Here is a 26,736-nt window from a genome sequence, read left to right on the forward strand (position 1 = left end):
GGTGGGGTGGTCTTGAAGTCATGAGACCACGCGAGGCGCTAACGGGTTTCGGCGAACGTCGTGCGCAGCCACTGTTCCACACCGGCCACGTGGACCGTGGACGTCGCCGCGGCGATATCGGGCTGGCGATTGCGGATCGCCTCGTAGATGTCCTGGTGTTCGGTCAGCGTCCGTGAGATGGCATCGGCCTGGGTGAGACCGCGCCATACTCTGGCTCGCTGAGTTGGGCCGGAGAGACTCTCGACGAGCGAGCAGAGCACGGCGTTCTGGGAGCCTTGAGCGATCATCCGGTGGAACTCGAGATCGTTGGCGACGAGCTGGTCGACATCGGGGTCATCGCCGAGCTGGCTCAGATGGCGGCCGAGTTCGGCGATGGCGGTGTCCGGCATCCGGATGGCAGCCATGCTGGCGGCGGCCGGCTCGATGATACGGCGAACTTCGAGGAAATCGAGCACGGTGTCGTCGCGGTGGAGATCAACGACGAAACTCATGGTCTCGAGCAGGAGGTCCGGGGACAGGCTGGTGACGTATGTACCGTCACCCTGGCGCACGTCGAGCACATGGATCAGCGCGAGCGCACGCACGGCTTCGCGCAGCGAGTTTCGGGACAGACCCAGGCGTTCGGCGAGCTCAGCCTCCTTCGGCAGCCGGTCACCGGGCTTGAGTTCGCCGGCGACGATCATCTCCTTGATCCGGTCGATCGCCGTGTCAGTGACGGCCATGTTCTCTCGTTGCCTTTCTTCTCTGGCGAGAAGGGTCGGTCTTCTCCGGCGAGAAGGGTCAGCCCTGATCGGCGATCACGCCCCAAGCCGCCATCTTTTCCCGGAGCTCCCCGGCCGTCCAGCCGTAGACCGATGACACCATCCAGACGTCGTTGGAGCGAATGGTCAAGATGTTGCCGCCGAAGTCGTTGCGTTTCTGCTGGACTCCAGTGACGAAGTTGATCAGGTACTCGGCCTCTTCGGGTGCACTGCGCAAGGCGTTGAGGTCCAGCACAACCTTGCCGTCGTCATCATCATCCTGAGACGTTTCCCGCTCTTTGGTCGATACCAGGGAATCGACCGGCACACCGTAGAAGTCGGCCAGCTCGGCCAGTCTGCGTACCGACGCGGCCCGGTCACCCCGTTCGTATGATCCCACCACCGCGGCGCGAAGAGCACCGCCGGATCTTTCCTCGACCGCCTGCAGGGAAAGCTGCTTTCGGCGCCTGACCTTCCGCAGCCGTTCGCCCACCACCTTCGCGAAATCTGTATCCGTCGGGTCCAGCTTGCTTTCATTCATTGTCGAGCTCCCAAGGCCGCCCTACCTCACTGCTCCCCCACATCACAGTGTATTTGCTGCACGCGTACACCGGGGTCGATACGACCTCGGCCTTGACACGTGGACAGAGCACAGAATAGCCGTCATCGGTGCTCGAGGCCACGGTGGCGTAACGGGTATCTGTCATGATCGTCCCATCCACCAACTGCTGCCGAGATAGTCTCCGGGCTCGGCTAGCCGTTTGGTGATGTCGGCGGCGGACACCGGTTTGGACATGAGGTATCCCTGTGCCCGCTCACAGCCGAGCTGCAACAACGCCGTGACCGTGTCGATATCCTCCACACCCTCGGCCACGGTGCTCAGATTGAAGGCTTCGGCCAGGCGGATGATGGCCGAGACGATGGCCCGGTCACCGCTGTCATGAGCCAGAGTGGAGACGAAGCTGCGGTCGATCTTCAACGTGTGCACCGGCAGCTGCTTCAGGTGCGACAGCGAGCTGTATCCGGTGCCGAAGTCGTCGATGGCAATGGAGACCCCTAGCCTGCGCAGCCCCAGAAGTGTGGCCAGAACATCGTCGATGTCGCGCATCACCGTGCTCTCGGTGATCTCGATGCCGAGTTCCTGCGGCTTGTGGCCATACCGGCTCAAGAGCGTGCCGACAAACCCGACGAAGTCCGCGCTGATCAGCTCACCTGCCGAGATGTTGACACGAACCACGTCCGGTGCGGGAATCGAGCTCCGTTTCCACTCCGCCAGCTGACGGCATGCCTCGTTCAGGACCCATCGGCCGAGTTCGGCCGAGAGGTTGATCTCCTCGACCACGGAGACGAAAGAGTCGGCCGACAGCAGGCCACGTTCCGGATGCTGCCAGCGGACCAGAGCCTCCACGGCCGTGATCTGGCCACCACGTAGATCGAATTCCGGCTGGTAGAACAGCCGCATCTCTCCTTCGCCGATGGCCGTGCGCAACCTGAACTCGAGATCGGCACGGTCGAGGAGGCGCCAGCGGAGATCATCGTTGAACGACACCACGGAGTTGCCGCCGCGTTTTTTCGCCTCCAGCAACGCCACGTCGGCATTGCCGAGCAGCTCTTCCATGGCGCTCGAATTGCCGCCGTTCACGGCCAGCCCGACGCAGGCACTGCGGCTGACCACGTGACCGCCCACATCAAGCGGTTCGGTCAGATGATTCAGCAGGCGGCGGGCGATACGCTCGGCGTGCTCGACGTTGTCGACGCCACGCAACACGATGACGAACTCGTCCCCGGCGAGCCGCGCGACGATGTCGTCCGGACGAACCGACTCCCGCAGGCGGTCAGCGACGGCTTGGATGAACAGGTCACCGATCGAGTGGCCTAGTACGTCGTTGACCGTCTTCAGCCGGTCCATGTCGGCGAAGAGCACCGTGAGAGGCGCTTCCGGGTTCTCTTTGAGGATGTCCGTCAGAGTTTCGACGAACGATCTCCGGTTGGGTAAGCCGGTGAGTTCGTCGTGGTAGGCGTGGTGATGCAGGCTCTCCTCGGCGGTCACCCGCGCATCGAGCTGGACCAGAAGGGAGGCGATGGCCTGCAGAGCGCGAATCTCCGCACGGCTCCAGTCCCGGTCACCGAAGTGCACGAAACCCAGCACGCCCCGGGTGGTATCGCCACTGACGAGCGGCACCATGGCAGTTGACGCCTGATGAATCCCGGAGCCGGCCTCGACTCGAGCTTGGTAGCTTTCCGGCCCGCCGCGTGGCCGGACTACGTACGGCTCCCGGAGGTCCTTGGTGACCGCGGAGATGGGGTCGTCCCAAGAAATGACCCCGAGTGGATCGGGGTCAGGGACGTCTTCGCGCCGTGGCCACTCGTCCACCAGGACACTGGCGCGCAGCTGTGGATCATTGTGCCGGAGGTAGCACGTGTCTACTTCGAAGAAGCGGCCGAGCTCCCCGAGCACGCGGTAGGTGGTCTCGGAGTGATCCATGGCCGAGACGCCCATCAGCTCCGACGCCACGTAGGAGACCAGCAGATCGAGCCTGCGTCCGTGATCGCGCGAGATGTTGCCGGCCTCCATGACCGAGCGGCAGAGGTCGGCAGCCATCTTCAGCAGCGCGCGGTCGTTCTCGGTCCACGGTTGGTCGTCCGGGCGCATGATGCACAAGCTGCCGCGGAAGCTCTTGTGCCACAGTCCGTGAGCCATCAGTGTGAAACCGGGTATCAGCGCTTCGGCAATGGCGTCGTCAGGTTCCCGGTTCGCGACGTCGGATGTCACATCCCGGATCGTGTCCCGCATTTCCGACAATGCCTCGCCCTGGACTCCGGCATTCACGGCACGACCCCACGAGGCGAGTGGCACGCCGTCGTCGACGGCGATGACATCCGCTGCCACGGCATGCGTCGTCTCCGCCAAAGACTTCAGCAATGGCTGGATCGTATCGGGGTCCATACCCAAGTTGTGCTCCATGCTCTTCAGGCAACCCGGACTATACGTTCAGCGGGCCGGCGACGGCTTCGGGCGCTGATTGATGGAGCGTAGCCGATGCGCATCGTGAGTGCGATCTGCTGATTGCCTATCCCGGTCAACTGATTGAATTTCCTGTGCAGACTCCTCAGCTGTTCAGCGTACGACACTGAGAGCTGGCCGTAATCCGCGGAATCCACCGCGTATATGAACACCGGCGACATGGCCTGAACCGCGAGCCCGAGTTGTTCGGCCTGGATCCACGTCCGTTCAACTGCCTGACCGCCGCGGACATAGTCGGCCGGGTCCGCGCCGTCGACGGTGACGATGACGAAGCCCGACGTGCTTTCTATCCGGGTCCGGCTCATCTCGCCCAGGGCCCGGCCGAGGTCCTGCTCCGCCAGCACCGCCATGACGTCGGACCGCCGCGCCACCCCGAGCTTCGCGAGGTCCGAGGCATCGAGCTCGAGTGTGCGCACGTCGAGCCCCCAGTCCAGGTCGTCGACGCCTGGCCAGCGAAGTTCCCGCATCATTTCGTGATGCAGGTGGTCGGTGAGAAAGCGTATCCGGTCGGACTCGCCGTACAGTTCGGCAAGCTCGCGCAGTTGTTCTCTATCGGTGACGACGACAGCCTCGGCGCCTTCTCGCTCCGCTGCGCGCCGCAACTCCGGCACGACATGCTCTGGAAGCTGCCGCGGCTCGCTGACGCGTCGGTTGGATACCCGCCGGAGCATGGGTTCGTACAGCTTCGCGAGTTCGTCGTCGGCAGCGTCGGCAAAGGCCAGCCGTGCCACGGGCGACGCGTCGCCCGCGTGGGCGAAGACCTCGGCCGGGCCGAGTATGCCGTGCCGGGCAGCTGCCACCCTTGCGTTGAACAACGCGGCGCCGATGCCGACATAGCTGGCCCGGAAGGCGACGTCCAAAGTCGATGTCTGCTCCGGGTCGAGATGGATCAGCAGATTCGAATCGTCGGCGGTGAATGTCCACGGCTGGGTGTTACCCCCGGACGGCGCGAGCCGCGCGGCATGAACGACGGCGTCTCGGGCTACGGCGGGCGCTTCCTCCGGTTCGGCCGACACGTCGTGGGCGTCCGTCGCCATCGGCCGGGCCGGCTCGGCGATCCGGTCGAGCGCCTCGTGCAGATCGACGCGTACGCGGCCGGACCGCAGCGGCTGTCCCAGGCCGATCCGGCGTACCGCCGCTGAGACGACCGCTGCGCCCAACTGGATGTCGCCGCCCAGCTGTGGCCACGTGCTGACGGTCTCGTCGATCTCCGTCATCGAAGCCAGGACCCGGGCGGAGAGCTTGTCGGCCTCGAGGATACGCAGGATGTAGGGGACTTTGTCGCGGGTCGAGAGCCCCATCAGCTCGCTGGCTTTGGTGTCGCCCAGCAAGCCGTGGAACAACGGGCGATCGGGCTCGAGATCGTAGCGCTCGATGTCGAGCAGGCCGCGGTCGTTGGTCTCCATGATGAGCGGGATCTGGTGCCGCCGTGCGGCGTCCCGGACGGCGAGCTTCACGTCGAAGGAGTCGCATTCTTCGATGACGATGTCCAGCCCGGTCATGAATGTGTCGGTGGAGTCGAGGCTGACGCCGCTCGGATCGATGCTCACCTCGATGTAGGGATCGATCTCGGCGATGCGCCGGGCGGCAGCCACGGCTTTGTTGAGACCGAGATCGAACACGCTCGCCGGGATCCGGTTGAGGTTGGACAATTCGATCTCGTCGAAGTCGGCCAGCCGGATCTCCCGGCAGATGCCCTCCAGCGCCAAGGTGTGCGCAATGGCGTGCCCCACGCTGAGCCCGACCACTCCGATGGTGAGTTGCCGTAGACGTTGTTGTTCGTCAGCGGTGAGCTTGTTCCGGTTCCGGTCGGATCGTAGCGCCTGGAATGCTTCTGGTCCGAGCAGGTGGACCATACTGCGGCGCCAGGGGTAGTAGTACCAGCGGGTCGGCTCGTCGAGGTGGCGCGGGTCCGGATAGGGCAGCACCCGGGCGAGGTCCCGGCGTTGCTGATCCACCCGGTCGAACACCTTGGTGTGGGGATCGGCGCTCAGCCGGGACAATTCGCTGGGCTTGTGAACGTGAACAGGACGCCATGCTTCGGTGTCGTCCGGGACGGGTTGTGTCATCTGACCGGACCCCCACTGGTCACCAGTGTCCGTGGGGTCGATTTCAGGTCGAGTAAGAACAGGTCTTGCTGCGCAGGGCTGGCCATGTCGAAGGCGGTCTGCGCGTCCCAGTGATAGAAGTGGGTCGAGTAGCGCTCATCCGGGTAGGGCGTGGGGGCGATGCCGGGCAACGGGCTGCCGCCGGCGAGTTGCCAGCGGCGGATCGCGTGCTCGGCAGCCGTCGCGAAGGCGTATCGGGCTTCGAGCATGTGCAATGAGTGGATCACGGAACGGCCGATGGTGTCGGCGAGCGCCCGTTTGGCTGGATGAGCGTTGTCTACCCAACCCGCCTTCAGTTCGATGGCGCCTTCGGGGAGTATCTGGGAGACCCACTCGGCAATGAGTGTCGCCGAGAGCGGGTCGGCCGCGAACTCGCTCGGGGCGAACGCCTGGTTGACCGCCGTCAACGGCCCGTTGACGTACCAACCGCCGACGACGTGGTCGTCACGCTCGGTGAGAACCGCGAAGATCGGCCACATCGACTCCGGCGTGACACGGGGGAGCGAGAGCGCATTCTCGGCCCCGAACTTGCGATATGTCTGCGTGACGCCCGCCACGTAGCGCTTCCAGAGGTCGAAGCGCGTCATGGGGCGGTAGAAGCGCATCCACAATCCGGTCACATCGTCCCTGAACTCGAACAGTTGACCTCCCGGTAAGGGTGTCGGCCTCATCCTCGTTAACGTTGCTTGGCTCGTCTGCTCCATATGTCTATAGTGCCCAATAAATCCCCAATGATCATGCGCAGGGGTGCCGCTGGGAAACGGATGGGTGGGCGCGGCCTGGAAGGACAGAACGTCCTGTCTGTTAGATTGCCATACTCGTGATCGAATGCGGCTTCGGCACGCGAGAAATAGAAACAGCGACGGCAGGATCCGCCCCCCGATGGATCCTGCCGCCGCTTGTGTGTGTGGAGCGCGGTGCGTTCATCCCCGGACGAACGCACCGCGCCCCTTATCTCGGTGCGGGGTGGGTAGGGCGGAGCCGCACCGGGTCTAGGGTTCACGGCTGAGCCGTGAGGCCGCAGGAATCCTGAGCCGCTATGAAGAACAGTAAACTAATTGTAGCTTGCTGTTCGTCACTTTGCTCTATCTGGAGCGACGAGCCGTTCGGTCGGAATTCCTGCGAACACGTTGAACAATAACCGACAAACGGACCATTGGCAACAAACTACTTTGCGTTATAATACGTCACGGTCTGTAACGGCCGCAAGGTGCTGGAAATTCTCACTCTCAGTTATTGAAGAACAACGCACAGTGATCATCGGGGCTCCGGAAATTGTCGCAATGTCCTCTATTGCGAAATAGGGAGCGGTGTACCGCGGTGAATTCCAGGCTCTTATTCCTGGAGCGGGACTTGCGTCGCCGGCCGTGGCCTGGGCCGGCCGGATACGTGGCGATATCCGGGCCGGGGCTGCTTCCGCCAGGGGCATCTGCCCAGCCAGGCGCCCGTGCTGAGATGCCTATCCGAACGTTGCGGAGGTGGCGGTACCGGGCGGGCCGGCGGGCTTCCCAGGTCGCTGGAGCAATGCTGCCGACTGGGTGCCGGTAGGTTCGACCATAGGCGTGACTGACGGTGACCTCGTGGATGTTGGTGTTCCATGCGAAGATACCGGTTGCTCGTATACGGAGTTCAGGACGCCGCTCGATGAATGCCCTGGACGGATTCGCCGCATCGATGATGATCATGCCTCCAGGCGGGTGCCGTGCCGGCTACGGTTATGGTCGAGCACATGACGCTGCTTCTCTTGGATCTCGACGACACCCTTCTTGATCGCACAGCTGCGATGCGCGCCTGGGCGCAACGTTTCCTCGGCGAGATCGATGCCCCCCAATCGGATATTGACTGGCTGCTGAACAAGGACGCCGGTGCGCCGCTGCCGCTGCGGGAGTTCGTCGTGGATCTGAAAGACCGGTACGGCCTCGAGGGAACGTTGGACGAGGTCGCCGAAGGCATACTCGAAGGTCTTGTGAGCGGCATGACGGTCGAACCCGTCGTGGCTTCGGCGTTGAAGGCGGCCAGCGACGGGGGCTGGACTACCTTCATCGTCACCAACGGTTCGGTGGCCGCTCAGGAACCGAAGATCCGCACCAGCGGACTCGACGCCATGGTAGACGGCTGGATCATCTCCGAAGAGGCAGACGTCTGGAAGCCTGATCCGCTCATCTTCGAGTTGGCCGCCGAGCGCGCCAGGGCGCCACTGGGCGGAGCTTGGATGATCGGTGACAATCCGGCGTCCGACATCGCAGGCGCGCACCGGGCGGGTATCTCCAGTGTGTGGATGCATCGGGGGCGCGTATGGGCTGAATCTGAATTCCAGCCGACGGCGAGCGCGGGATCGTGCGCCGAGGCAATCCACCTCGTCCTGGAATCCAACGGATCGGTCCAGGTCAGCGGGATCTAAAGTCGCGGCCGAAAAGGAACGGCGCCGCTCTCCACGTGGAAGTGCGGCGCCGCTCCGGGCCAGCCGAAACAGAAGCGTGAGTGTGCTACCCGGGGCCCGTGCGGGCCAGCAGGATCGAGTCTCGCCGATCAGCGAGGCTCAGCGGGACTGCTCAGACGGAGGCGGCCCGCTTGGCGATCGACGACTTGCGGTTGGCCGCCTGATTCTTGTGAATGACACCCTTGGAGGCGGCCTTGTCGAGCTCGCGGTTGGCGACCCGGGCCGCCTCCGTGGCGGCGTCGGTGTCGCCGGCGTCGGCAGCCTGGTGGAAGCGGCGCACGACCGTCTTCAGGGACGACCGCACCGCCTTGTTGCGCTGCCGCGCCTTCTCGTTGGTGAGGATGCGCTTCTTCTGGGACTTGATATTCGCCACGAAACGTGTGCCTTTGTGTCGATCGGATAGGTCATGAGGGCGTTCGGACCACCTCGGGACACACAGCGATTGGGGACTCGTTGTGAGCGGCGTGAGGTGCACCGGCGCATCCACGACCTGGGCGGACACGCGATCGATAATCCTACCAGCGCACGGCGGGTCAGCCAACTCCGCCGCTGATCTACCAGGACTCGTCCGGTCCGGCCGCGTCCGGGAGGTCGTGTTCGTAGGGCTTGATGATGTAGACGATGCCGCCCGGACCGGCGCCGATGCCGCCACCGGCGAGCGGACGCTGAGTCCGCAGCCAGACCTGTTCGAACTGCTCACGGTCATAGACCCGCCGGACCGATGCGTTGGAAACGGCGGCGGGGTCGTTGACCACCACGTCACCGTCGTCGGTGAAACCAGTGACCACCATCAGATGGCCGGCAGTGCTGTACCCGGCTCCGTCGAGTTCGTCTTCGGCGAAAGACTGGGACGTGACGACCGGAATCCCGGCATCGATGAATCGCTCGATGTCGTCGAGCGAACGCAGCCTGGTGGTGTAAGCGTCGAGCTGCCGGAACGAGGCTGCATAGGCGGTGTTGAACGACCAGTTTCCGGCGCCCTCGAACGCGTGGTCCCAGGTTGATCGTGCGGCGTGAGCCACCTGGGGATCGGTGTACCCGGCTTCGATCCAGTCCATGTCGCCGCGGGGTGGCACGACGCCGAAATACTCCATGACCATCGTGGTGGCCGTCGGGCTGGACCAGCCCTCACCGCCGCCGTACTCGGGATAGTTGTCCAGATGCGTGTACTTGGAACGGCGCGGCACGGCTAGTTCCTGCCCCCACGCCAGCCCTCCGGTGCTCGGCTCCACGCCACTGCGGTCCGGAACGTCCGACGCCATCGCCCCGAGCAGCCAGATCCGTGGCATGTAGAGGCTGCCCGGTGGCCGATAGAGGGTGACCCGGAGCTGGTACGAGCTGAGCAGTAGCCGACCGGCGGTTTCTTCGTCGTTCTCGTCGCCGTGTTCGCCGCGCGGCATGGTGCGATTCTCCAGCGCGGTCTCGCCGCGTGGTTCGTCGTTCACCTCCGCCGCCGGGCTGAAGACCACGGTGTCGGTGAGCACCACGCTGTGCTCGTCCTCCTGGTCCTCGATGCTGGTCCGGGGCATGGTTGTGTCCTCGGTGGCCCATTGGCCCAGTACGTACCACGGGGTAGTCGAGTTGTCGGTGTAGGTGCCCTGCACTTCGACCGATATCCACGATTCGCCAGGCGTCGAGGCATTCCAGGACGCGACCAGTTCGGTGGCGTCGAATGAGAGTTCATGCACCGGCGAGGTCCAGCGCGCGTATTCCCAGATGCGGGGCCCGTTGGGCGTGTCGTCGACTTTGGTGGTGCCGGCGGCGGAGGTCATGACGACGCCGGCGCGCTGGCCGGGCAACGAGGTGACGCCTTCGCCCTCGCCCGAGCGCCACTCGGCCCAGGTCTTCCAGGACGTGAAGTCGACTCTGGCATCGGACGGATCGGCATGGGATTCCGGCAGATCAGCGCCGCTGGTCCAGCCGAGGGGCGTATGGTTCACCGCCGCGCTGGCAGGTGCGCAGATCAAGAAGAGTGCGAAAACCGAGACAACAGACGCGGCCGACCTGGCCCGGCTGGACCACGTTCGAGCTGAGCGGGACACACCTACTCCTCGTTCCCAAACGCTGCTGTAGAGGGAGCCTCCGGCCGCCACGTGTCAGCAAGGACGGCACTCGAAGCCGCGCAAGCGGGCGGCACCCGGTCCGCACGACCTCTGAGCGATCACTATGGCTTGTCAGTGCCCCAAGTTTCAAGCACCTAGGTACCTAGCCGGTCCACGGATCCAGGCTTAGCAAGAGACGCACCGTTCTCGTGGGATGATGGACACTGACCCGAAGCAACCGGTACAGATCATTCGAGGAATCTCTACGTGCCATCCATGCCTGACGCTCCAGCGCCGGCCGCGACGCCACCTGAGTCGATCCGCAATTTCTGCATCATTGCGCATATCGACCACGGCAAGTCGACGTTGGCGGACCGGATGTTGCAGATGACCGGTGTCGTCGAAGCACGCGTGATGCGTGATCAGTATCTCGACCGCATGGACATCGAGCGTGAGCGCGGCATCACCATCAAGAGTCAGGCGGTGCGGCTGCCGTTCACCCCGTCGTCTGGAGCACACGCGGGCCAGGCACACGTGCTCAACCTGATCGATACCCCGGGGCACGTGGACTTCTCTTATGAGGTCAGCCGCAGTCTCGCAGCGTGCGAAGGGGCCGTGCTGCTGGTCGACGCCGCTCAGGGTATCGAAGCCCAGACACTGGCCAACCTGTACATGGCCATGGAGAACGATCTCCAGATCATTCCGGTGCTGAACAAGATCGACCTGCCGGCGGCGCAGCCGGACAAATACGCGGCCGAGCTCGCGCATCTGATCGGTTGCGAGCCGGACGAGGTGCTGCGGGTCAGCGGCAAGACCGGCGCCGGGGTTCGTGAGCTGCTCGAACGCGTCGTCGACGACGTCCCGGCGCCCACCGGTGAGGCCGATGCCCCGGCCAGGGCGATGATCTTCGACAGCGTCTACGATTCCTATCGCGGCGTCGTCACCTATATCCGCGTGATCGACGGCATGCTGACGCCGCGCGAGCGCATCTTGATGATGTCCACGAAAGCCACCCACGAGCTTCTCGAGATCGGGGTGATCTCTCCGGAGATGCAGGCCAGCAGCGGCCTGAGCGTCGGGGAGGTCGGCTATCTGATCACCGGTGTGAAAGACGTGCGGCAGTCGAAGGTCGGCGACACCATCACCGATGCCGCCAAGCCGGCCAGTGGAGGCCTGCCCGGATACCGCGAGCCCAAGCCGATGGTCTTCTCCGGGCTGTATCCCCTCGACGGTTCGGATTACCCGGATCTGCGCGACGCACTGGACAAGTTGAAGCTCAACGACGCCGCACTGGTCTATGAGCCGGAGACGTCAGGCGCGCTCGGCTTCGGGTTCCGCTGCGGGTTCCTGGGTCTGCTCCATCTCGAGATCGTCCGCGAGCGCCTCGAGCGCGAGTTCGGCCTCGACCTGATCTCCACCGCACCCAACGTGGTGTACGAGGTCCTCATGGAGGACGGCGAGCAACACGTCGTCACCAATCCGAGCGAGTTCCCGGACGGCAAGATCGCCTCGGTCTGGGAGCCTATGGTGCGGGCCACGGTGCTGGCGCCGAGCGACTACGTCGGCGCCATCATGGAGCTGTGCCAGGCCCGGCGTGGAGCGCTGCTGGGCATGGACTATCTGTCCGAGGACCGCGTCGAACTGCGCTACACGCTGCCGCTCGCGGAGATCGTCTTCGACTTCTTCGACGCGCTCAAATCGCGTACCCGTGGCTACGCCAGCCTCGACTACGAGCCCACCGAGCAGGCCGAGTCCGACCTGGTCAAGGTGGACATCCTGCTGCACGGCGACCCGGTCGACGCCTTCAGTGCCATCGTGCACAAGGAGAAGGCGTACGCATACGGCGTGGCCATGGCCTCCAAGCTGAGAGAGCTCATCCCGCGGCAACAGTTCGAGGTGCCTATCCAGGCCGCGATCGGATCGCGGGTAATCGCGCGAGAGAACATCCGCGCCATCCGCAAGGACGTTCTGGCCAAGTGCTACGGCGGCGACATCACCCGTAAGCGCAAACTGCTGGAGCGGCAGAAAGAAGGCAAGAAGCGGATGAAGATGGTCGGTCGCGTCGAGGTTCCCCAGGAGGCGTTCATCGCCGCCCTGTCCTCGGACTCCGGCGGCGGAAAAGCCACCGGCAAGAAGTAGCTGCTGGGTGCCCGTACCTCCCGGAGCCAGGCCTGCGCTTCCGGCCCAGCGCTTGTGCCGCCGCCGGGTCCGATTCAGCGAGCTCACCGACGTATCGGGCTGCGACCGCGGTGGCCGATCCACCTGATCGTGTATCGGTCACAGGTTTCTCCTCAGCGCTGGTAGGACCTTGCGGCCCAGCAACTCGATCCCCTTGCCGTCGGTGAGTCCGTGCGGGGTGCCGAACTCGATCCGGCTGGCACCGGCTTCGATGACCCGGGCAGCTTGCTCGGCGACGTCGTCGGGGGTGCCGGAGAAACAGAACCGGTCCAGCAGATCGTCGGGCACGAGCCGGCCGGCGTCCTCGGTCCGCCCGGCCGCCAGCAGTGCCGGTAGCCGGGTCAGAACGTCGGCCGGCAGCTCGACGGTGTGGTCTAGTTCCGCGACGACATCGAGGTACATCGCCACCTCGGAGCGCGCCCGGGCGCGGGCGAGCGCACGGTCTTCGTCAACGACGGTCACGGCGCCGGCGACGATGCCGACACCGCTCCCGGCCAGCCAGGACCGCATCCGCCGGACCATGTCCGGGTTGGCCGTGCCGCCCAGCTTCACCTCGCCGGCTGAAGCCTTCGCCTCCTCGGCCCCGCGTGGCCCCCAGACTCCGAACAGGAGGTCGACGTCGGGGCGGACCGGCTGGTAGTTCAGTGCCATGCCCGGTGCCAGCCGGAACGTCTCCCCGGTGTACCCCGTGTCGTCGCCACGCAGCAGGCGCCGTGTGATCTCGGCGGCTTCGGAGAGGGCACGGACCGGCCGTGGACCGGTCACGCCGACGCGTTCGAGCCACGCACCACGAGTCAGGCCGAGGTAAGCCCGCCCGGACGACGCGAGATCCAACGCCGCGATCTGCCCGGCGATCTCCACCGGGTGCAGCAGGAACGGGTTGAGGCAGGCGGGTCCCAGCCGGATGTGCTCGGTGACCCGGGCGATCTCCAGCAACGCGGACAGCGGCGGTTGAAATCCGAGGTCGTTGAAGACCGACACTCCGTCGAAGCCGACGTCTTCGGCCAGCGCGCCGAGCATCTGGTACTCGACGCCGGTCTTGTTCGATTGCAGGCCCAGGGTGATCTGCCGCGCGGGCAGTGCGTTCATGTCAGCTCCGAAGCGTCGAGATGGCGCGGTTCGCCCCGCTCGATCCGCATGATCAGCCGCTCTTCGGGGTCCGGGCAGGCGACCTCGTTGTCCGTGGCGAGCCAGTCGTTCGGCTCGCGGCTGCGCTGTTTGGCCGGCAACAGGGGGAGGACAGCGGCCATCGCATACAGGCAGAAGTGCCGGCCCGGGGCGGTGCTGACCTGACTACTGTTCGTCACGTCGAAGTAGTCTCCGGCTCGAAGGCCGCAGACGGATCTGCCTTCTACCCGGTCGACGACGACCCGCAGGTCGCACAGCTGGAACGGGGCATCGTCACTGCTCATGGCGTGCTCCCGGTGTTCGCGAATCCTGCCCGCTCGGTGGTTGTGCTACTCAGACCGCGGTCGTCGCGATATACGACGCCGCCCTTCATGACCAGGTGGATGGTGCGCAGTGCGGAGATGTCCCGGCTCGGATCGCCGTCGACGACGACGAGGTCGGCGTGTTTGCCGGCATCGATGCTGCCCAGGTCGGCCAGCTTCCCGAGCCAATCGGCCGGCCGGATCGTCGCGGAGAGCAGCGCGTCCAGCGGTGTCATGCCCGCCTCGACCATGAACTCCAGTTCGCGGACCGTGGCGGTGGTGCCGTCGTACTCCGCGTGTGGTGGCATGTCCGTGCCCATGGCGATCGGCACCCCGTTGCGTAGCGCCAGTTGCAGACTCTCCCAGTGCCGGGGACCGGCCCCGAGCGCGCGATCCATCAGCCACCGCGGCACCCCGCTGGCCTCGAAGAAGTCGCGGCAGCGGCTGACCACGATGGTCGGGACGTACCACACGCCCCGCTCGGCCATCAGCCGGGTGACGTCGTCATCGAGTTCGTAACCGTGTTCCACGCAGTCGAGCCCCAGCTCGACAGCGCGGCGCACCGAGTCGGCAGGCCCCGCGTGGGCGGTGACCTTACGGCCCCAGTCGTGTGCGACGTCGATGACCGCTGACATCTCGTCATCGGCGAGTTGCGGCGTGTGGATGTGCTCATGTTCGCCCGCGATGCCGCCGGAGATACACACCTTGATCAGGTCGGCTCCGCCGCGGATCTGCAGCCGTGTCGCGCGCCGGAACCCGTCGGCGCCGTCGGCTTCCAGCGCGTCGGCGTCCCAGCCGTGCCCGCCGGTGCAGCAGAGCGCCTGGCCCGCGGTGAAGATCCGGGGTCCGTCGACCGCGCCGTTCTCGATGCCCTTGCGCAGCGCGAAGTCGGCGCCGCGGCTCTCCCCAACAAGCCGGGCCGTCGTGACACCAGCGTGCAGGCTCCGGCGAGCGGAATCGGCCATGAGCAGTGTGAGCTCCGCCAGGTTGGCACGATGCACGGCATCACCGAGGTGCCCGGGCAGGCCGAGGCTGAGGTGCACGTGCATGTTCGCCAGCCCGGGCGCGACGTACCCGCCGGCCAGGTCGACGATTCCGGCGCCGGTGAGCCGGGCTTCGGGCAGCACCTCGTCGGCGGTACCCACGGCACGGAAGCGGCCGTCAGCGCCGATCCATACGGCATGATCAGCCCGGGCGGAACCTGCGACAGCGTCGAAGACGGTGCAGTTCACCAGCACGGTCTCTCGTGGTGTGGCGATCATGTCGGCTCCCTGCTGTTGTGCTGCGCGTCGGGCCGGTCGGACCTCGGGACAACGGACCCGGTTCGCCGACCGTCGTGACATCGTCTCCCGGAGTGGCCTCCGGCGGGGCGTGGATCCAGCAGACGACGTCGGTCGGGTGGGTCGGCGAGGCGGCCCCGAGTGCGACGCGGCTGTCGAGGGCTTCGGCCGCTCACGTGTCTGGTTGTCTAGTGTGAACGTACAAGTGAGCTAAATGTTCAGTCACCCTAGACGGCGTGGTGTACTTGGTCAACCATCGCCGAACATCTGCTCATCGGGAGTGCACGTGTTAGGAGATCGTCTCCGTGATCTGAGACGCCGCAATGATCTGTCGTTGCGGCAGCTCGCAGCCGCGGCGAGTGTGTCGCCGGCCCTGCTCAGCCAGATCGAGAAGGGCACGACGGACCCCAGTCTGGCCACGTTGCGCAAGCTCGCCGAGGTGTTCGACGAGTCCATCGCCAGTCTGTTCGCCGAGCCGGACGCGCCGGAAGTACACGTCAGCCGGCCGGGGCGCCGGGCGCGCTTGAGCGCTCCGGCAGGAGAGGTGGCCTACGAGCGGCACACGCCGGGCCGGGGCGACCTCGAGGTGCTCGAGGCGCTGATCGCTCCCGGCGAGGCGAGCTCGGCCGAGCCGAGAGGGCACCCATCCACCGAATGTGCGCTCGTTTTCGAGGGGACGGTGACCGCCGAGGTGGGTGGCATGAGCTACGAGATCACCCGCGGGGAGTCGATCACCTTTGACTCCCGGCTGCCACACCGCTACCTCAACGACACCAACCAGCCGGCCCGACTGATCATTGCGGTGACGCCGCCTACCCCGTGACGTCGGGGCGGTTGCAGGAGGCGAAACCCCGTAGTCGTGGCGTCCAGCGCGCCCTAGCGTCGGTTGCTCATCCGTACAGGAGGGAGAACCGATGCTGAAAAGGTCTGCGCTAGTGCCGGGCGTGCTGGCTGCCATCCTTACATCCGCACTGGTCATGTCCGCGCCGATAGGCAGCGCCACTACCGGGGGAGCGGAAGGGGCGGCCGGACACCCGGGCCCAGGTGTGTCTTCCGCGGCCGCGACGCCGTGCATGGATGCGGCCGAACAGCCGGTGCGTAGCGAAGCGGTCTTCAACAACCCCGCGGAGGGAGAGCCGGCGACGATCGTCGCTCGAATCTGTGACCTCATCCATCAGGCCCCGGCCGGCTCACGGATCCACGCGGCGGTGTTCGTCGTCTCGGGAGAATCCGGTGCGGATTTCGCCGAGGCGTTGATCGCCGCGCACCGGCGCGGTGTGGACGTTCAAGTGGTTCTCGACGGCGGTTTCCGCAACGAGAACGCGGCCGTGGACGCCCTGATCGACGAGCTGGGCACGGACCGTTCGGCGGATTCGTGGATCCACCTCTGCACGGGCCCGGTGGTGGGTGGAACGGCCGCTTGCATCGGCAACAAGGGCATGCACAACAAGTTCTACCTGTTCTCCGAGACCGGGGGTGCCAAGAACGTCGTGGTGAACTCCTCGGCCAATCTGACGGACCTGAATTCCACCACGTACTGGAACGCCGCGGTCACGCTCGTGGGGAACAAACGCCTCTACGGCGCGCACCTCGACTACTTCGTCGATCTGGCGGACGAGACCAAGGACACCGACTACTACCGCACCGTCACCACGGGATCGCGTGACGGTGCGGTGCACGCCCACTTCTTCCCCCGTGCCGGAGACGATGCGAGCACGGACACCATCGTCGAACTCCTGGAGCCGGTCGAATGCGCGGGTGGTGCCACCGGCGAGACAACGATCCGGATCGGGATGTCCGAGTGGAGCACGTATCGCATCGCCATCGCGGACCGGCTGGCTGAACTAGCCGGAGAGGGATGTTCGATAGAGGTGGTCCACGGCGTCATCAATGCCCCGGTCCGGAATCTGCTGGCGGCCACACCCGGCGTCGAGTTGTACGCGCTTGACCAGGGTGGCGAGCTGCCAGGGCGCATCCACTCGAAGTACATGCTGATCGAGGGCGGTTACGACGGCGACGACGACGCCCGCTGGGTCTTCGCCGGCAGTCCCAACTACAACGAGACGTCCCTGCGCAACAACGATGAAGTGTTGCTGCGGATGAATTCCGGGGCGATCTACGACCAATACGTCTCCAACTTCGCGGAGATGGTCGACGCCGTCCAGCCCTGATCGCCTTGGTGGTGGGTGTCCCCCCGGCGACGACGCACGGGGAAGGACACCCACCACTGTGTTCGGAGGGCACCCCCGTGACCGCGATGAGAAGGGTCAGCGAGCGTGAGGGAAAGCGGCAGGCTCGTTGTGGACCGCTGACGTCGCGACCAGGTCGGTCTCGATCCGCGCGGCTGTCGCCAGCAGCGCGGGCAGCAGATCGCGCCGGGCCGAGTCCATCGAGGTTCGGCTGGCGTGTGAAGACATGTTGACGGCGGCCACGACATGACCTGCGGAGTTGCGGATAGGAGCGGCGATCGAGCGCAACCCCTCCTCGAGCTCCTGGTCGACGTATGCCCAGCCCTGGGCCCGGACCCGGTCGAGTTCGGTGCGCAGCGAGGCGGGGGCGGTGATGGTGTGCGAGGTGTACTTTCGAAGCTCGGCGCGGTTGAGGTATTCGTCCAGTTCGGCCTTTGGTAGCCCGGCCAGCAGCACGCGTCCCATGGAGGTGGCATGTGCCGGGAACCGGGTGCCGATGTTGATCGTCACGCGCATGATGCGCGAAGTGGCGACCCTGGCGACGTACACCACATCGGTGTCGTCGAGGACGGCGACGGAGGCGGACTCCTGGACGTCGGCCACGAGACGTTCCAGATGGGGCTGCGCGACCTCGGGCAGCGTCAGGCTGGACAGATAGGAGTAGCCGAGTTCGAGCACGCGTGGGGTGAGGGCGAACAGCCGGCCGTCGGTGCGCACATATCCGAGGTCGACCAAGGTGTGCAGGAAGCGGCGCGCTGCCGCACGGGTCAACCCGGTCTCGCGGGCCACCTCGCTGAGGGTCAGCTGGGGGTGTGCTGCGTCGAAGGCCCGGATCACCGCCAGGCCGCGGGCCAGCGATTGAACGTGGTCGGAACCGCGTTCGATGTGTTCGGTCACGATGTCACCCCCGTTCGGAGTCGAGCGTACTGGCTCTCTGGTTCTCACCACCGCGGGACTCGTCCGGGATGAGCTCGCCGGCAAGGGCGAAAGCCCGGTTGGCTACCGGCAAGCCGGCGTAGATAGCGGTGTGTAGCAGGACCTCCTTGATCTCCTCGGGGGTGACGTCGTCGGCCAGGGCGGCCCGCACATGCATCACCAGCTCGTGCTCGTTCTGTAGGGCGGTGAGGACGGCGATGGTGAGCAGCCGGCGGGTGTGCCGCTCGAGCCCCGGTCTCGACCAGACGTCGCCCCATGCGTAGCGAGTGATGAACTCCTGGAAGTCCGCGGTGAACGTCGTCGTCTGATCTTGTGCCCGGTCGACGTGGGCATCACCGAGGACGGCCCGCCGGGTCCGCTCGCCGGGGGAGGTCTCCGGCGGTGGGGAATCGGTCATGACTCTCCTTGGAAGTGTCGGAGGAGCAGCGCGGCGACGGTGTCCGGTTGTTCGACGCTGGCGAGGTGGGCGGCGTGCGGGATCACTTGTACGTGCGCGTCCGGCGCGCCGGCGGCGATCTGCCGGGCATGCTCGGGTGGGGTGGCGTGGTCGTCGGCGCCGGCGACCACCAGTGCCTGCGCGTTGATCCGAGACAGCTCGGGCCGGAGATCCATGGTGGCAATCGCCGCGCAACAGGCGGCATAGCCGGCGGCCGGCGTGGCTGCCAGCATGTCGGTGTAGCGCTGGACGATGCCCGGCTCACGAAGGTGGAATCCGGGGGTGAACCAGCGGGCCGCGACGGTGCCGGCGATCGCCGCGCAGCCGCCCCCGGCGACAGCCGCCGCCCGCTGGTCCCAGTACTCCGGGGTGCCGAGCTTGGCCGACGTGCATAACAGGGCAAGCCGCTGGACCCGGTCGGGAGCGTTCGCGGCCAGCCAGATCCCCGTCATGCCACCGAGCGAGATCCCGGCGAAGCCGACGCGGGACAGGCCGAGGTGGTCCAGGAGTTCGACGACGTCTTCGCCTAAGTCGGCGATGCGATACGGGCCGGGCGGCACCGCCGAGCGTCCGTGTCCACGGTGGTCGTAGCGCACCACGCGGAAGTGCCGCTCGAGCGTGCCGAGTTGTGGCTGCCACATGTCGAGTGTGGTGCCCAATGAACTGCTGAGCACGACGACGGGCGCGCCCGGAGGGCCGGTGACCTCGTAGTGCGGGATCATCCGTGGCCTCGATGACGGCGTAGCGCACGGTCCACATCGGCGCCGGCCGATCCGAGCGAGCCGCCGCGCAGGGGCGCTGCCAGGTTCGTCAGCATCCGATCCGGGAACACGGTCAGGCTGCGCAGCGACTCCAGTAACCAGCTGGCTGCGCTGCTGGTGAGGCGTAGCAGATCGCTGAGCGTCTCCCACTCCGTGTGCCAGGCTCCGGCCGCCCGCTCGTGTTCGCCGGCCATCGAACCCAGGAGAGTGGCGACGAGCGCGGGTGTGCGCTGTGCGCACGCACCAGCAGCGACGGCGGCCACGGGGTTGCGTTTGTGCGGCATCGCCGTGGACCCTCCGCGGGTAATGCCGCCGGTGCCGGCACGCGAGTCGTCGCCGGCCGGTGGGGCCTCGCTCGCCTCGGCGACTTCGGTCTGGGCGAGCAGTCTGATGTCCGTGGCGATTTTGGCGCAGCTGCCCGACGCGATTCCCAGCGCGCCGGCGATGTCGGCGATCCGGGTCCGGTCCGAGTGCCACGCAAGCTCCGGCGTAGCCAGCCTGAGCCGCTCGGCCAGCGCCCGCGTCACCTCCGGCCCGCGATCGTCGAGCGTGCAGAGCGTTCCGGCGGCACCGCCGTACTGGACCGCCAGCGCGCTGTGGTGCAGGCTGTCCAGCCGGTCGATCGCGGTGTCGACGCCGCTCATCCAGCGGGCCGCCTTCAGGCCGAAGGTGATGGTGACTGCTTGCTGCAGCAGGGTGCGGCCGGCCATCACGGTGTCACGGTGCTCTTCAGCCAGCGTGGCGCATGTGTCGGCCACATCGGCCAGGTCGGCGCGGATGGGCACCAGCGCCCGTTTGGTGACCAGCATGGCCGCTGAGTCCATGACGTCCTGGCTGGTGGCACCGTAGTGGACGTACTGGGCGTGCGGCGCGCCGGTGTATTCGCGTAGCTGGGCGACGACCCCGGCGACCGGCGTTCCGGTGGCCGACGAGCCGGCCGTCGCCGCTGCGGCATCCAGTGGGCGCTGGCAGGCACCGGCGATGGCCTGGGCGGCGTCGTCGGGAATGATGCCGGCGCGTGCCTGAACGCCGGCCAGCGCGGCTTCGAACTCCACCATGGCGTGCAGCCACGCTCGATCGGTGACCTCCCGCGCGGCACCGCCGCGCGCGAACACGGCACCGAAGATCGAGCCTGTGTGTGGAGAAGAAGTCACATCCGGCTCCGCTCGGAACGACGGGGGGTGGTCGAGGGTGCCGTGCGCCCGAAGGCGCGCAGTATCTCCAGTTCTTGTGCGCTCGGCGGGGCGGTCTCGCGCAGTTCGGGAGATATCTGTAGCGGCCAGCCGGTGGCTTCCCGGGCCTGATCGAGACTGCTGCCGGGATGCAGATGGAAGAGTGTCAGCTCACACGTCGTGGGATCCGGTTCGAGGATGCCGATGTCGGTGATGACGGTCTTCGGGCCGGCGCCACGCAGCCCGAGGCGCTCCCGGTGGCCCGCGCCGGTTCCGTAGCCCATGGATGTGACGAAATCGACCTGGTCGACGAAGGAGCGGGGCGTCTGACGCAGGACCACGATCACCTCGCGGCATGATGCGGCGATCTCCGGGGCACCGCCGGCGCCGGGGAGGCGGACTTTTGGTGATGTGTAGGCGCCACCGATGGTGGTGGTGTTGATGTTCGCGAGCCGGTCGATCTGGGCGGCGCCCAGGAAGCCGACGTCGATTCGGCCCGGCTGTAGCCAATAGTTGAAGATCTCCGGCACGCTGACGACGGTGTCCGCCGTCTCGGCGAGCTCGCCGTCACCGATGGATAACGGCGGGGTGGCCGGCTTCGCGCCGATGGTCCCGGACTCGTAGATCAGCACGATGCCGGGTGTGTGCAGGGCGCGGGCGAGGTTGGCAGCGGTGCTCGGCAGTCCGATGCCGACGAAGCAGGAGCGCGCGCCACTCAACATCCTGGCTGCGGCGATGGTCATCATCTCGTCGGCGGTGTAGGCCTGGGCGCCGCTCATGGCTGGGCTCCGTTGTTCAGAGCGGGCTCAGGAGCTTCGGTGCTGAGCACGTTGTCCTCCATCCAGGCCAGGAATGTGTGGCGGTCTCTGCTGATCGAGTCCCATGCGACATAGAAGTTGTTGTCCCGCTCGGAATACCCGAGAGCGTACGACGGGTGGGCGCCGCCCGGCACCGGGGCGACATAATCGAGGGCCCAAGAGGGCAGCAGGATGCTGCCCGCCTGTGGGGGGAGTTCGTCGACGATCTCTTCGACCGTGGCGAGTGCATGGCTCGCGGCCAGGACAGCTTCCTTCTGGGCCCCCGTGATGCCCCAGAGCTGGACGTTGCCCCGGCGGTCGGCGCGCTGCGCGTGCACTACGGCGACGTCGGGGTTCAGGGCGGGCACGGCGGTGAGTTCTTCGCCGGTGAACGGACAGGTGATCGGTTTGATTGTCGGCGTCACGGAAGGCAGGTCGGTGCCCCGATAGCCGCGTAGAACCGCGAACGGCAGCCCGCTCGCGCCGGCGACATACCGGTTGACCATGCCGGCATGACTGTGCTCTTCGAGAGCGAGTTCATGGGGCCACCGGTTCTCCACGGCGTCTCGGAATCGGTGCAACGAGCCGACGCCTGGGTTGCCACCCCAGGAGAAGACCAGCGCGCGTGCGCAGCCCATGCCGATCATCTGGTCGTAAAGCAGATCCGGCGTCATGCGGATCAGCGTGAGGTCTCGCCGCCGCTGACGGATGATCTCGTGCGCCGCCGCGTAAGGGATCAGGTGGGTGAAGCCTTCGAGCGCGACACTGTGGCCGTCGCGCACCAACTCTGCGACTGCGTGCCGGAGTGGGACCACCTCTGCCACGGATCACTCTCCAATCAGCGATGTGCGTTATGCGAACGATAGTACATAAGGCGAACAGCAGTCCTTGGGTGGTCGATTCGGCGGTTGGACATTGCGTGCGGGTGTGCCGCGGAGCGCTCATGTGCCGGTTGACTCTCCCTGCACAAAGCTGTTCTGTGCGCACACAGGTGATCTCGTTCTGGCCGGCCTGCCGGACGACCTCCATTTCGTGCTGGCATTGCACGAGGGGTCAGCGATCGGGATGGCGACAGGTCAGGCGATCGCCACCGGCCAGCCGGCGCTTGCGGGATATCCGTTCTGGCGACGTCGCGTCGCGCCATCAGCTCGCCCGGGGCGTTGAAGGCGAAAATCGAACGAAATTGCTACAACTCGGCGACGCGGGCTGTCGCTGGACGCAATGACGTCGTAATCTTCCACCACCGGGCCCAGACGACGCGGCCGACCATTGGTGGCCTTGGAGGATGTATGACTGCCGGCGCAACAGACCTCGCCGAACTCGTCAAAGACCGTCCGCCGTCCATAGGACGGATGTTCCTTGATCGTGTCGAAGCCACGCCTGATCGTGAGGCGTATCGATATCCGGCTGGCGGCGGCTGGTCTTCGCTCACGTGGAAGCAGACGAAGGATCGTGTCTGGCGGATCGGCGCGGGCCTCATCTCCCTCGGCGTCGATTACGAAGAACGCGTTTCCATCGCCGCGTCCACCCGGGTGGAGTGGATCTTGGCTGATCTGGCGATCAACAGCATTGGGGCAGCCACCACCACGGTCTACCCTTCAACCAATCCGGACGACGTCTCCCACATCTTGTCCGACTCCGACACCAAGATCGCTATCGCTGAGGACAGCGAACAGGTCCAGAAGATCCTCGAACATCGGGATGATCTTCCGTCGATGACCAAGATCGTCGTCATCGACGGTGATAGTGATGACGACGCCGTCATCACCCTCGCCCAGCTGGAGGAGCTGGGCCGGGAACTGCTGGAGCAGAACCCCACCGCGGTCGACGACGCCCTCGAGAAGGTCGGGCCAGAGACGTTGGCCACCCTGGTGTACACCTCCGGCACCGGTGGCCGGCCCAAGGGTGTGCTCCTGGTCAATGACAACTGGGTGTACGAGGGCGTCGCGGCGGACGTGCTGAACATCCTCTCGGTGGACGACCTGCAGTATCTCTGGCTGCCGTTGTCGCATGTCTTCGGCAAGACACTCGAGGCCATTCAGCTTCGGGTCGGATTCGCCACGGCTGTCGACGGCGACCTCGACCGCATCGTCGACAATCTCGGCGTCGTGCAGCCGACCTTTATGGCCGGTGCGCCACGCATCTACGAGAAGGTGCGCGCCAAGGTCACCACCGGTGTCGAGGAAGAAGGCGGCGCGAAGAAGAAGATCTTCGACTGGGCCTTCGGCGTCGGATACAAGGTGTCGGCGCTGCGTCAGGACGGCAAGGAGCCGAGCGGCCTGCTCGCGTTCCAGCACGGGCTGGCCGACAAACTCGTCTTCTCGAAGATCAAGGCGCGGATGGGCGGCCGGATCCGGTTCTTCATCAGCGGTTCGGCGAAGCTCTCGAAGGATGTCGCCGAGTGGTTCCATGCCGCGGACATGCTCATCCTCGAGGGTTACGGCCTCACCGAGACGAGCGCGGCGATCTTCGTCAATCTCCCGCACAGTTACCGATTCGGCACCGTCGGCCCGCCGCTGCCCGGCACCGAGGTGAAGATCGCCGACGACGGCGAAGTGTTGGTCCGCGGCGCGGCCATCATGCGTGGCTACCACAACCTGCCGGAGATCAGTGCTGAGTCGTTCACTGAGGACGGCTGGTTCCGCACCGGTGATATCGGTGAGCTGGAAGACGGCTTCCTGCGGATCACCGACCGCAAGAAGGACCTGATCAAAACCTCCGGTGGCAAGTACATCGCCCCGCTCAAGATCGAGGTGATCTTCAAGGCGGTCAGCCCGTACGCCAGCCAGATCGTCGTGCACGGCGACGGCCGGAACTACTGCACCGCGCTGGTCACGTTGGACCCGGAGGCGATCGGGGATTGGGCGAAGCACAACGACCTCGGTGAGCTGGCCTATGAGGACCTGACCAAACACCCGAAGGTCCGCGAGATGGTCCAGGGCCACATCGATCAGCTCAACGCACGACTCGACCGGTGGGAGACGATCAAGAACTTCGAGATCCTCCCGCACGACCTCACGATCGAGAGCGGCGATCTCACCCCGAGCATGAAGGTCAAGCGCAAGGCCGTCGAGAAGCGTTACATGGATGTCCTCGACAGCATGTACACGTAGCCCCTGTTTGTCGGCTGGATGGGTGATGGCGTCAACGCCGTGACCCATCCAGCTGACATATGCGGAGGTGATGATGATCGGTGCGCCGGGTCAGGTCGGCTGATGCCCAAATTTCTCCGTTTTCAGAGCGCCGTACCGAATCGGCGTGGTGTGTTCCCGGGTGTGTTCGCGCTGGCGAACGGGTTGGCTTATGCCGGAACACTGAGCTCGTCAGACCACCAGTGGTGGCAAGTGACCAATGCGCACGGTGAAGCCACCTGGACCGATCCGAGCACCGTCGACCCGAGCTGTTACGACCGCGATCTGAATCCGGGTGCGGTGTCGTGGTTCAAGACTGACGCGACTGCTCTGATCGCGATGTGCCGTGGATATCTTGATCTGCTCGATCGGTACGACGTGCCGTGGGTCGAGCTTCGCACGGATCACCCGGGCGGATCGTCTACGAGGACACGACACAGGTAGTAGCGACGCCTTATATATATGACGCCGACTGGCCCTCGACCGTCGGCCGCCCGTTGCCATGATCATTGTCCTTTGGTGGGTGCTGGGACGCCCACAAAAGGACAATGATCAAGAGGGTGCCCGCCCGGCAATCTCCCGGCTGGCCGTCTGAGGCACCGGAAGGCAGCCGGTTCCGGGGGAGAATAGGGGCATGCCTTCGACACTGCCGGACGGCGAGCCGGCTCCGACTGATGGTGCGCTGCCGTCGTCGGCGCTGGCTGGTCTACACGATGATCAAGGCCGGCCGGTCCCGTTCGGCTTCTACCTGCACGTGCCCTTTTGCACCACACGCTGCGGATATTGCGATTTCAACACCTATACCGCCGACGAGCTGGGCGACCTCCCCGGCGCCTCGCGTGCCTCGTGGGCGGACGGCGCGGTGGCGGAGATTCAGCTGGCGCGGCGGGTGCTGGGCGACACCGACCTGCCGGTCTCGACCGTCTTCGTCGGCGGTGGAACACCGACGCTGCTGCCGCCCGGCGAGCTCGGCCGCGCGTTGGAGGCCATCGACGGTGAGTTCGGACTCGTCGCCGGTGCGGAGGTGACCACGGAGGCAAATCCGGACACGGTATCGCCGGAGACATTCGCGCGGCTGAGGGCGGCCGGATTCACCAGGGTTTCCCTCGGCATGCAGAGCGCCCGTCCCCACGTCCTCGAAGTTTTGGATCGGGTGCACACACCGGGCCGGTCTGAGAAGGCAGTGGCCGAGGCCAAAGCGGAGGGGTTCGAGCACGTCAGCCTCGATCTGATCTACGGCACGCCGGGGGAGAGCCTGCAGGACTGGCGGGTGAGCCTGGACGCCGCGATCGCGGCCGGGCCGGATCATGTGAGCGCGTACGCGCTGATCGTGGAGGAAGGCACCCGGTTGGCGGCCCGGATGAAGCGTGGAGAGCTACCAACACCGGACGACGACGATCAGGCGGACAAGTACGTTGTGGCCGACGAGCTCCTGACCGACGCCGGCTATCAGTGGTACGAGGTCTCCAACTGGGCGACCTCCCTGGACGGCCGATGCGCTCACAATCAGCTCTACTGGACGGGGGCCAACTGGTGGGGCGCCGGGCCGGGCGCGCACAGCCACGTCGGTGGCACTCGGTGGTGGAACGTGAAGCACCCGGCCGCGTGGGCACAACGGCTAGCTGGTGGGGGGAGTCCGGCCTATGCCCGCGAGGTGCTCGACGCCGAGACGCGTCGAGTGGAACGGGTCCTGCTCGAGGTACGGCTGAGCGACGGGCTCGACGTGGCGGTGCTGGACGACGACGGCCGCGACGCGGCGCGCCGTGCAGTGGACGAAGGCTTAGCCGACGCCGATGCACTGAGCGCTGGCCGCGTCGTCTTGACCCGCCGGGGACGGCTCCTGGCTGACGGCGTGGTCCACAGCCTCCTCGGCTGACTTCGCACCAGCCCGGCGCCATCAGCCGACCCCGGCCCCCTTCCCGTTGATCATGGGCACCTGACACCTATTCGACGCCCAATAGGCGTCACCTGCCCATGATCAACGGGGGAGTTGGGGGAGTTGGGGGAGTTGGGGGGGGGGGGGGGGGGGGGGAGGGGGGGGGGGGGGGGGGGGGGGGGCCCCCGGGCACCG

Annotated in this window: 23 protein-coding genes; 7 read left to right on the forward strand and 16 right to left on the reverse strand. The window is 66.0% G+C overall.

Annotated features, from left to right (window positions below):
* Window positions 1–38: 38 nt before the first annotated feature.
* The 5 genes from F7O44_RS06475 to F7O44_RS06495 form a co-directional block, all read right to left on the reverse strand.
* Window positions 39–722 (reverse strand): FadR/GntR family transcriptional regulator, encoded by a 684-nt coding sequence (locus F7O44_RS06475; protein WP_162449428.1) that lies wholly within the window; start codon window positions 720–722, stop codon window positions 39–41.
* Window positions 723–780: 58 nt separating this feature from the next.
* Entirely contained in the window at window positions 781–1,281 is a 501-nt protein-coding gene (locus F7O44_RS06480; protein WP_162449429.1) for a transcriptional regulator, read from the reverse strand.
* 162 nt (window positions 1,282–1,443) lie between these two features.
* On the reverse strand, window positions 1,444–3,705 hold the full coding sequence (locus F7O44_RS06485; protein WP_162449430.1) for a putative bifunctional diguanylate cyclase/phosphodiesterase: 2,262 nt from the start codon (window positions 3,703–3,705) through the stop codon (window positions 1,444–1,446).
* A 5-nt stretch (window positions 3,706–3,710) separates the two neighbouring features.
* Complete coding sequence (locus F7O44_RS06490) at window positions 3,711–5,834, reverse strand: Rv1355c family protein (protein WP_162449431.1); 2,124 nt, start codon at window positions 5,832–5,834, stop codon at window positions 3,711–3,713.
* Window positions 5,831–6,544 (reverse strand): hypothetical protein, encoded by a 714-nt coding sequence (locus F7O44_RS06495; protein WP_162449432.1) that lies wholly within the window; start codon window positions 6,542–6,544, stop codon window positions 5,831–5,833. The genes F7O44_RS06490 and F7O44_RS06495 overlap by 4 nt, the downstream gene beginning before the upstream one ends.
* A 1,058-nt stretch (window positions 6,545–7,602) precedes the next feature.
* Here F7O44_RS06495 and F7O44_RS06500 point away from each other — a divergent pair.
* Window positions 7,603–8,274, forward strand: coding sequence for an HAD family hydrolase (locus F7O44_RS06500; RefSeq protein WP_162449433.1), 672 nt, complete (start codon window positions 7,603–7,605; stop codon window positions 8,272–8,274).
* 151 nt (window positions 8,275–8,425) lie between these two features.
* Here F7O44_RS06500 and rpsT read toward each other — a convergent pair whose 3' ends face one another.
* Both rpsT and F7O44_RS31650 read right to left on the reverse strand, forming a co-directional pair.
* Window positions 8,426–8,686 carry a 30S ribosomal protein S20 gene (gene rpsT / locus F7O44_RS31645; protein ID WP_162449434.1) on the reverse strand — a complete coding sequence of 87 codons (261 nt, stop codon included), beginning with the start codon at window positions 8,684–8,686 and terminating at the stop codon, window positions 8,426–8,428.
* Between the two features lie 181 nt (window positions 8,687–8,867).
* On the reverse strand, window positions 8,868–10,355 hold the full coding sequence (locus F7O44_RS31650) for a C39 family peptidase (protein ID WP_162449435.1): 1,488 nt from the start codon (window positions 10,353–10,355) through the stop codon (window positions 8,868–8,870).
* Window positions 10,356–10,631: 276 nt separating this feature from the next.
* Between F7O44_RS31650 and lepA the strand changes: the two genes are divergently transcribed.
* Window positions 10,632–12,494 carry a translation elongation factor 4 gene (lepA, locus tag F7O44_RS06515; RefSeq protein ID WP_174255890.1) on the forward strand — a complete coding sequence of 621 codons (1,863 nt, stop codon included), beginning with the start codon at window positions 10,632–10,634 and terminating at the stop codon, window positions 12,492–12,494.
* Between the two features lie 138 nt (window positions 12,495–12,632).
* Here the strand turns inward: lepA and F7O44_RS06520 are convergent, their stop codons facing one another.
* Genes F7O44_RS06520 through F7O44_RS06530 form a run of 3 tightly spaced genes read right to left on the reverse strand, consistent with a single transcriptional unit; the run spans window position 12,633 to window position 15,225 of the window.
* On the reverse strand, window positions 12,633–13,622 hold the full coding sequence (locus F7O44_RS06520) for an LLM class flavin-dependent oxidoreductase (protein ID WP_162449437.1): 990 nt from the start codon (window positions 13,620–13,622) through the stop codon (window positions 12,633–12,635).
* Window positions 13,619–13,945, reverse strand: coding sequence for a TIGR04076 family protein (locus tag F7O44_RS06525; RefSeq protein WP_162449438.1), 327 nt, complete (start codon window positions 13,943–13,945; stop codon window positions 13,619–13,621). The genes F7O44_RS06520 and F7O44_RS06525 overlap by 4 nt, the downstream gene beginning before the upstream one ends.
* Entirely contained in the window at window positions 13,942–15,225 is a 1,284-nt protein-coding gene (locus F7O44_RS06530) for an amidohydrolase family protein (RefSeq protein ID WP_162449439.1), read from the reverse strand. Before F7O44_RS06530 ends, F7O44_RS06525 begins: the two co-directional genes overlap by 4 nt.
* A gap of 232 nt (window positions 15,226–15,457) precedes the next feature.
* Here F7O44_RS06530 and F7O44_RS06535 point away from each other — a divergent pair, with 232 nt between their 5' ends.
* Entirely contained in the window at window positions 15,458–16,066 is a 609-nt protein-coding gene (locus tag F7O44_RS06535) for a helix-turn-helix domain-containing protein (RefSeq protein ID WP_187361159.1), read from the forward strand.
* Window positions 16,067–16,157: 91 nt separating this feature from the next.
* A complete protein-coding gene (locus F7O44_RS06540; RefSeq protein ID WP_162449441.1) occupies window positions 16,158–17,414 on the forward strand; it encodes a phospholipase D-like domain-containing protein in 1,257 nt (418 codons plus the stop codon).
* A 96-nt stretch (window positions 17,415–17,510) separates the two neighbouring features.
* Here F7O44_RS06540 and F7O44_RS06545 read toward each other — a convergent pair whose 3' ends face one another.
* The 6 genes from F7O44_RS06545 to F7O44_RS06570 are packed head-to-tail and all read right to left on the reverse strand — an operon-like array spanning window position 17,511 to window position 22,358.
* Window positions 17,511–18,329, reverse strand: coding sequence for an IclR family transcriptional regulator domain-containing protein (locus F7O44_RS06545; protein WP_162449442.1), 819 nt, complete (start codon window positions 18,327–18,329; stop codon window positions 17,511–17,513).
* A 4-nt stretch (window positions 18,330–18,333) separates the two neighbouring features.
* Window positions 18,334–18,765, reverse strand: a complete 432-nt coding sequence (gene pcaC, locus F7O44_RS06550; protein WP_162449443.1) for a 4-carboxymuconolactone decarboxylase — start codon at window positions 18,763–18,765, stop codon at window positions 18,334–18,336.
* Complete coding sequence (gene pcaD / locus F7O44_RS06555) at window positions 18,762–19,526, reverse strand: 3-oxoadipate enol-lactonase (protein ID WP_162449444.1); 765 nt, start codon at window positions 19,524–19,526, stop codon at window positions 18,762–18,764. The genes pcaC and pcaD overlap by 4 nt, the downstream gene beginning before the upstream one ends.
* Window positions 19,523–20,719, reverse strand: coding sequence for a 3-carboxy-cis,cis-muconate cycloisomerase (gene pcaB / locus F7O44_RS06560; RefSeq protein ID WP_162449445.1), 1,197 nt, complete (start codon window positions 20,717–20,719; stop codon window positions 19,523–19,525). Before pcaB ends, pcaD begins: the two co-directional genes overlap by 4 nt.
* Window positions 20,716–21,516 carry a CoA-transferase subunit beta gene (locus F7O44_RS06565; RefSeq protein ID WP_162449446.1) on the reverse strand — a complete coding sequence of 267 codons (801 nt, stop codon included), beginning with the start codon at window positions 21,514–21,516 and terminating at the stop codon, window positions 20,716–20,718. The genes pcaB and F7O44_RS06565 overlap by 4 nt, the downstream gene beginning before the upstream one ends.
* Complete coding sequence (locus tag F7O44_RS06570; protein ID WP_162449447.1) at window positions 21,513–22,358, reverse strand: CoA transferase subunit A; 846 nt, start codon at window positions 22,356–22,358, stop codon at window positions 21,513–21,515. The genes F7O44_RS06565 and F7O44_RS06570 overlap by 4 nt, the downstream gene beginning before the upstream one ends.
* 465 nt (window positions 22,359–22,823) lie before the next feature.
* Here F7O44_RS06570 and F7O44_RS06575 point away from each other — a divergent pair, with 465 nt between their 5' ends.
* The 3 genes from F7O44_RS06575 (at window position 22,824) to hemW (ending at window position 26,541) form a co-directional block, all read left to right on the forward strand.
* A complete protein-coding gene (locus F7O44_RS06575) occupies window positions 22,824–24,647 on the forward strand; it encodes an AMP-dependent synthetase/ligase (protein WP_162449448.1) in 1,824 nt (607 codons plus the stop codon).
* A gap of 102 nt (window positions 24,648–24,749) precedes the next feature.
* The gene (locus F7O44_RS06580) at window positions 24,750–25,109 is read left to right on the forward strand and encodes a hypothetical protein (protein ID WP_222851133.1); all 360 of its coding nucleotides are present in this window, start codon (window positions 24,750–24,752) and stop codon (window positions 25,107–25,109) included.
* 190 nt (window positions 25,110–25,299) lie between these two features.
* A complete protein-coding gene (gene hemW, locus F7O44_RS06585; RefSeq protein WP_162449449.1) occupies window positions 25,300–26,541 on the forward strand; it encodes a radical SAM family heme chaperone HemW in 1,242 nt (413 codons plus the stop codon).
* Window positions 26,542–26,736: the final 195 nt, after the last annotated feature.

It is taken from the genome of Phytoactinopolyspora mesophila (genome assembly GCF_010122465.1).
Taxonomy (GTDB): Bacteria; Actinomycetota; Actinomycetes; order Jiangellales; family Jiangellaceae; genus Phytoactinopolyspora; species Phytoactinopolyspora mesophila.

What these genes read in the sequence shown, in the direction of transcription:
- F7O44_RS06535 (WP_187361159.1), top strand. Translation starts at nt 15,458, where the DNA reads ATGTTCAGTCACCCTAGACGGCGTGGTGTACTTGGTCAACCATCGCCG.
- F7O44_RS06475 (WP_162449428.1), bottom strand. Translation starts at nt 722, where the DNA reads ATGGCCGTCACTGACACGGCGATCGACCGGATCAAGGAGATGATCGTC.
- F7O44_RS06495 (WP_162449432.1), bottom strand. Translation starts at nt 6,544, where the DNA reads ATGAGGCCGACACCCTTACCGGGAGGTCAACTGTTCGAGTTCAGGGAC.
- F7O44_RS06520 (WP_162449437.1), bottom strand. Translation starts at nt 13,622, where the DNA reads ATGAACGCACTGCCCGCGCGGCAGATCACCCTGGGCCTGCAATCGAAC.
- F7O44_RS06565 (WP_162449446.1), bottom strand. Translation starts at nt 21,516, where the DNA reads ATGAGCGGCGCCCAGGCCTACACCGCCGACGAGATGATGACCATCGCC.
- F7O44_RS06490 (WP_162449431.1), bottom strand. Translation starts at nt 5,834, where the DNA reads ATGACACAACCCGTCCCGGACGACACCGAAGCATGGCGTCCTGTTCAC.
- F7O44_RS06525 (WP_162449438.1), bottom strand. Translation starts at nt 13,945, where the DNA reads ATGAGCAGTGACGATGCCCCGTTCCAGCTGTGCGACCTGCGGGTCGTC.
- pcaD (WP_162449444.1), bottom strand. Translation starts at nt 19,526, where the DNA reads ATGATCCCGCACTACGAGGTCACCGGCCCTCCGGGCGCGCCCGTCGTC.
- F7O44_RS06530 (WP_162449439.1), bottom strand. Translation starts at nt 15,225, where the DNA reads ATGATCGCCACACCACGAGAGACCGTGCTGGTGAACTGCACCGTCTTC.
- hemW (WP_162449449.1), top strand. Translation starts at nt 25,300, where the DNA reads ATGCCTTCGACACTGCCGGACGGCGAGCCGGCTCCGACTGATGGTGCG.
- lepA (WP_174255890.1), top strand. Translation starts at nt 10,632, where the DNA reads ATGCCTGACGCTCCAGCGCCGGCCGCGACGCCACCTGAGTCGATCCGC.
- F7O44_RS06500 (WP_162449433.1), top strand. Translation starts at nt 7,603, where the DNA reads ATGACGCTGCTTCTCTTGGATCTCGACGACACCCTTCTTGATCGCACA.
- F7O44_RS06575 (WP_162449448.1), top strand. Translation starts at nt 22,824, where the DNA reads ATGACTGCCGGCGCAACAGACCTCGCCGAACTCGTCAAAGACCGTCCG.
- pcaC (WP_162449443.1), bottom strand. Translation starts at nt 18,765, where the DNA reads ATGACCGATTCCCCACCGCCGGAGACCTCCCCCGGCGAGCGGACCCGG.
- F7O44_RS06540 (WP_162449441.1), top strand. Translation starts at nt 16,158, where the DNA reads ATGCTGAAAAGGTCTGCGCTAGTGCCGGGCGTGCTGGCTGCCATCCTT.
- F7O44_RS06480 (WP_162449429.1), bottom strand. Translation starts at nt 1,281, where the DNA reads ATGAATGAAAGCAAGCTGGACCCGACGGATACAGATTTCGCGAAGGTG.
- F7O44_RS06580 (WP_222851133.1), top strand. Translation starts at nt 24,750, where the DNA reads ATGCCCAAATTTCTCCGTTTTCAGAGCGCCGTACCGAATCGGCGTGGT.
- F7O44_RS06485 (WP_162449430.1), bottom strand. Translation starts at nt 3,705, where the DNA reads ATGGAGCACAACTTGGGTATGGACCCCGATACGATCCAGCCATTGCTG.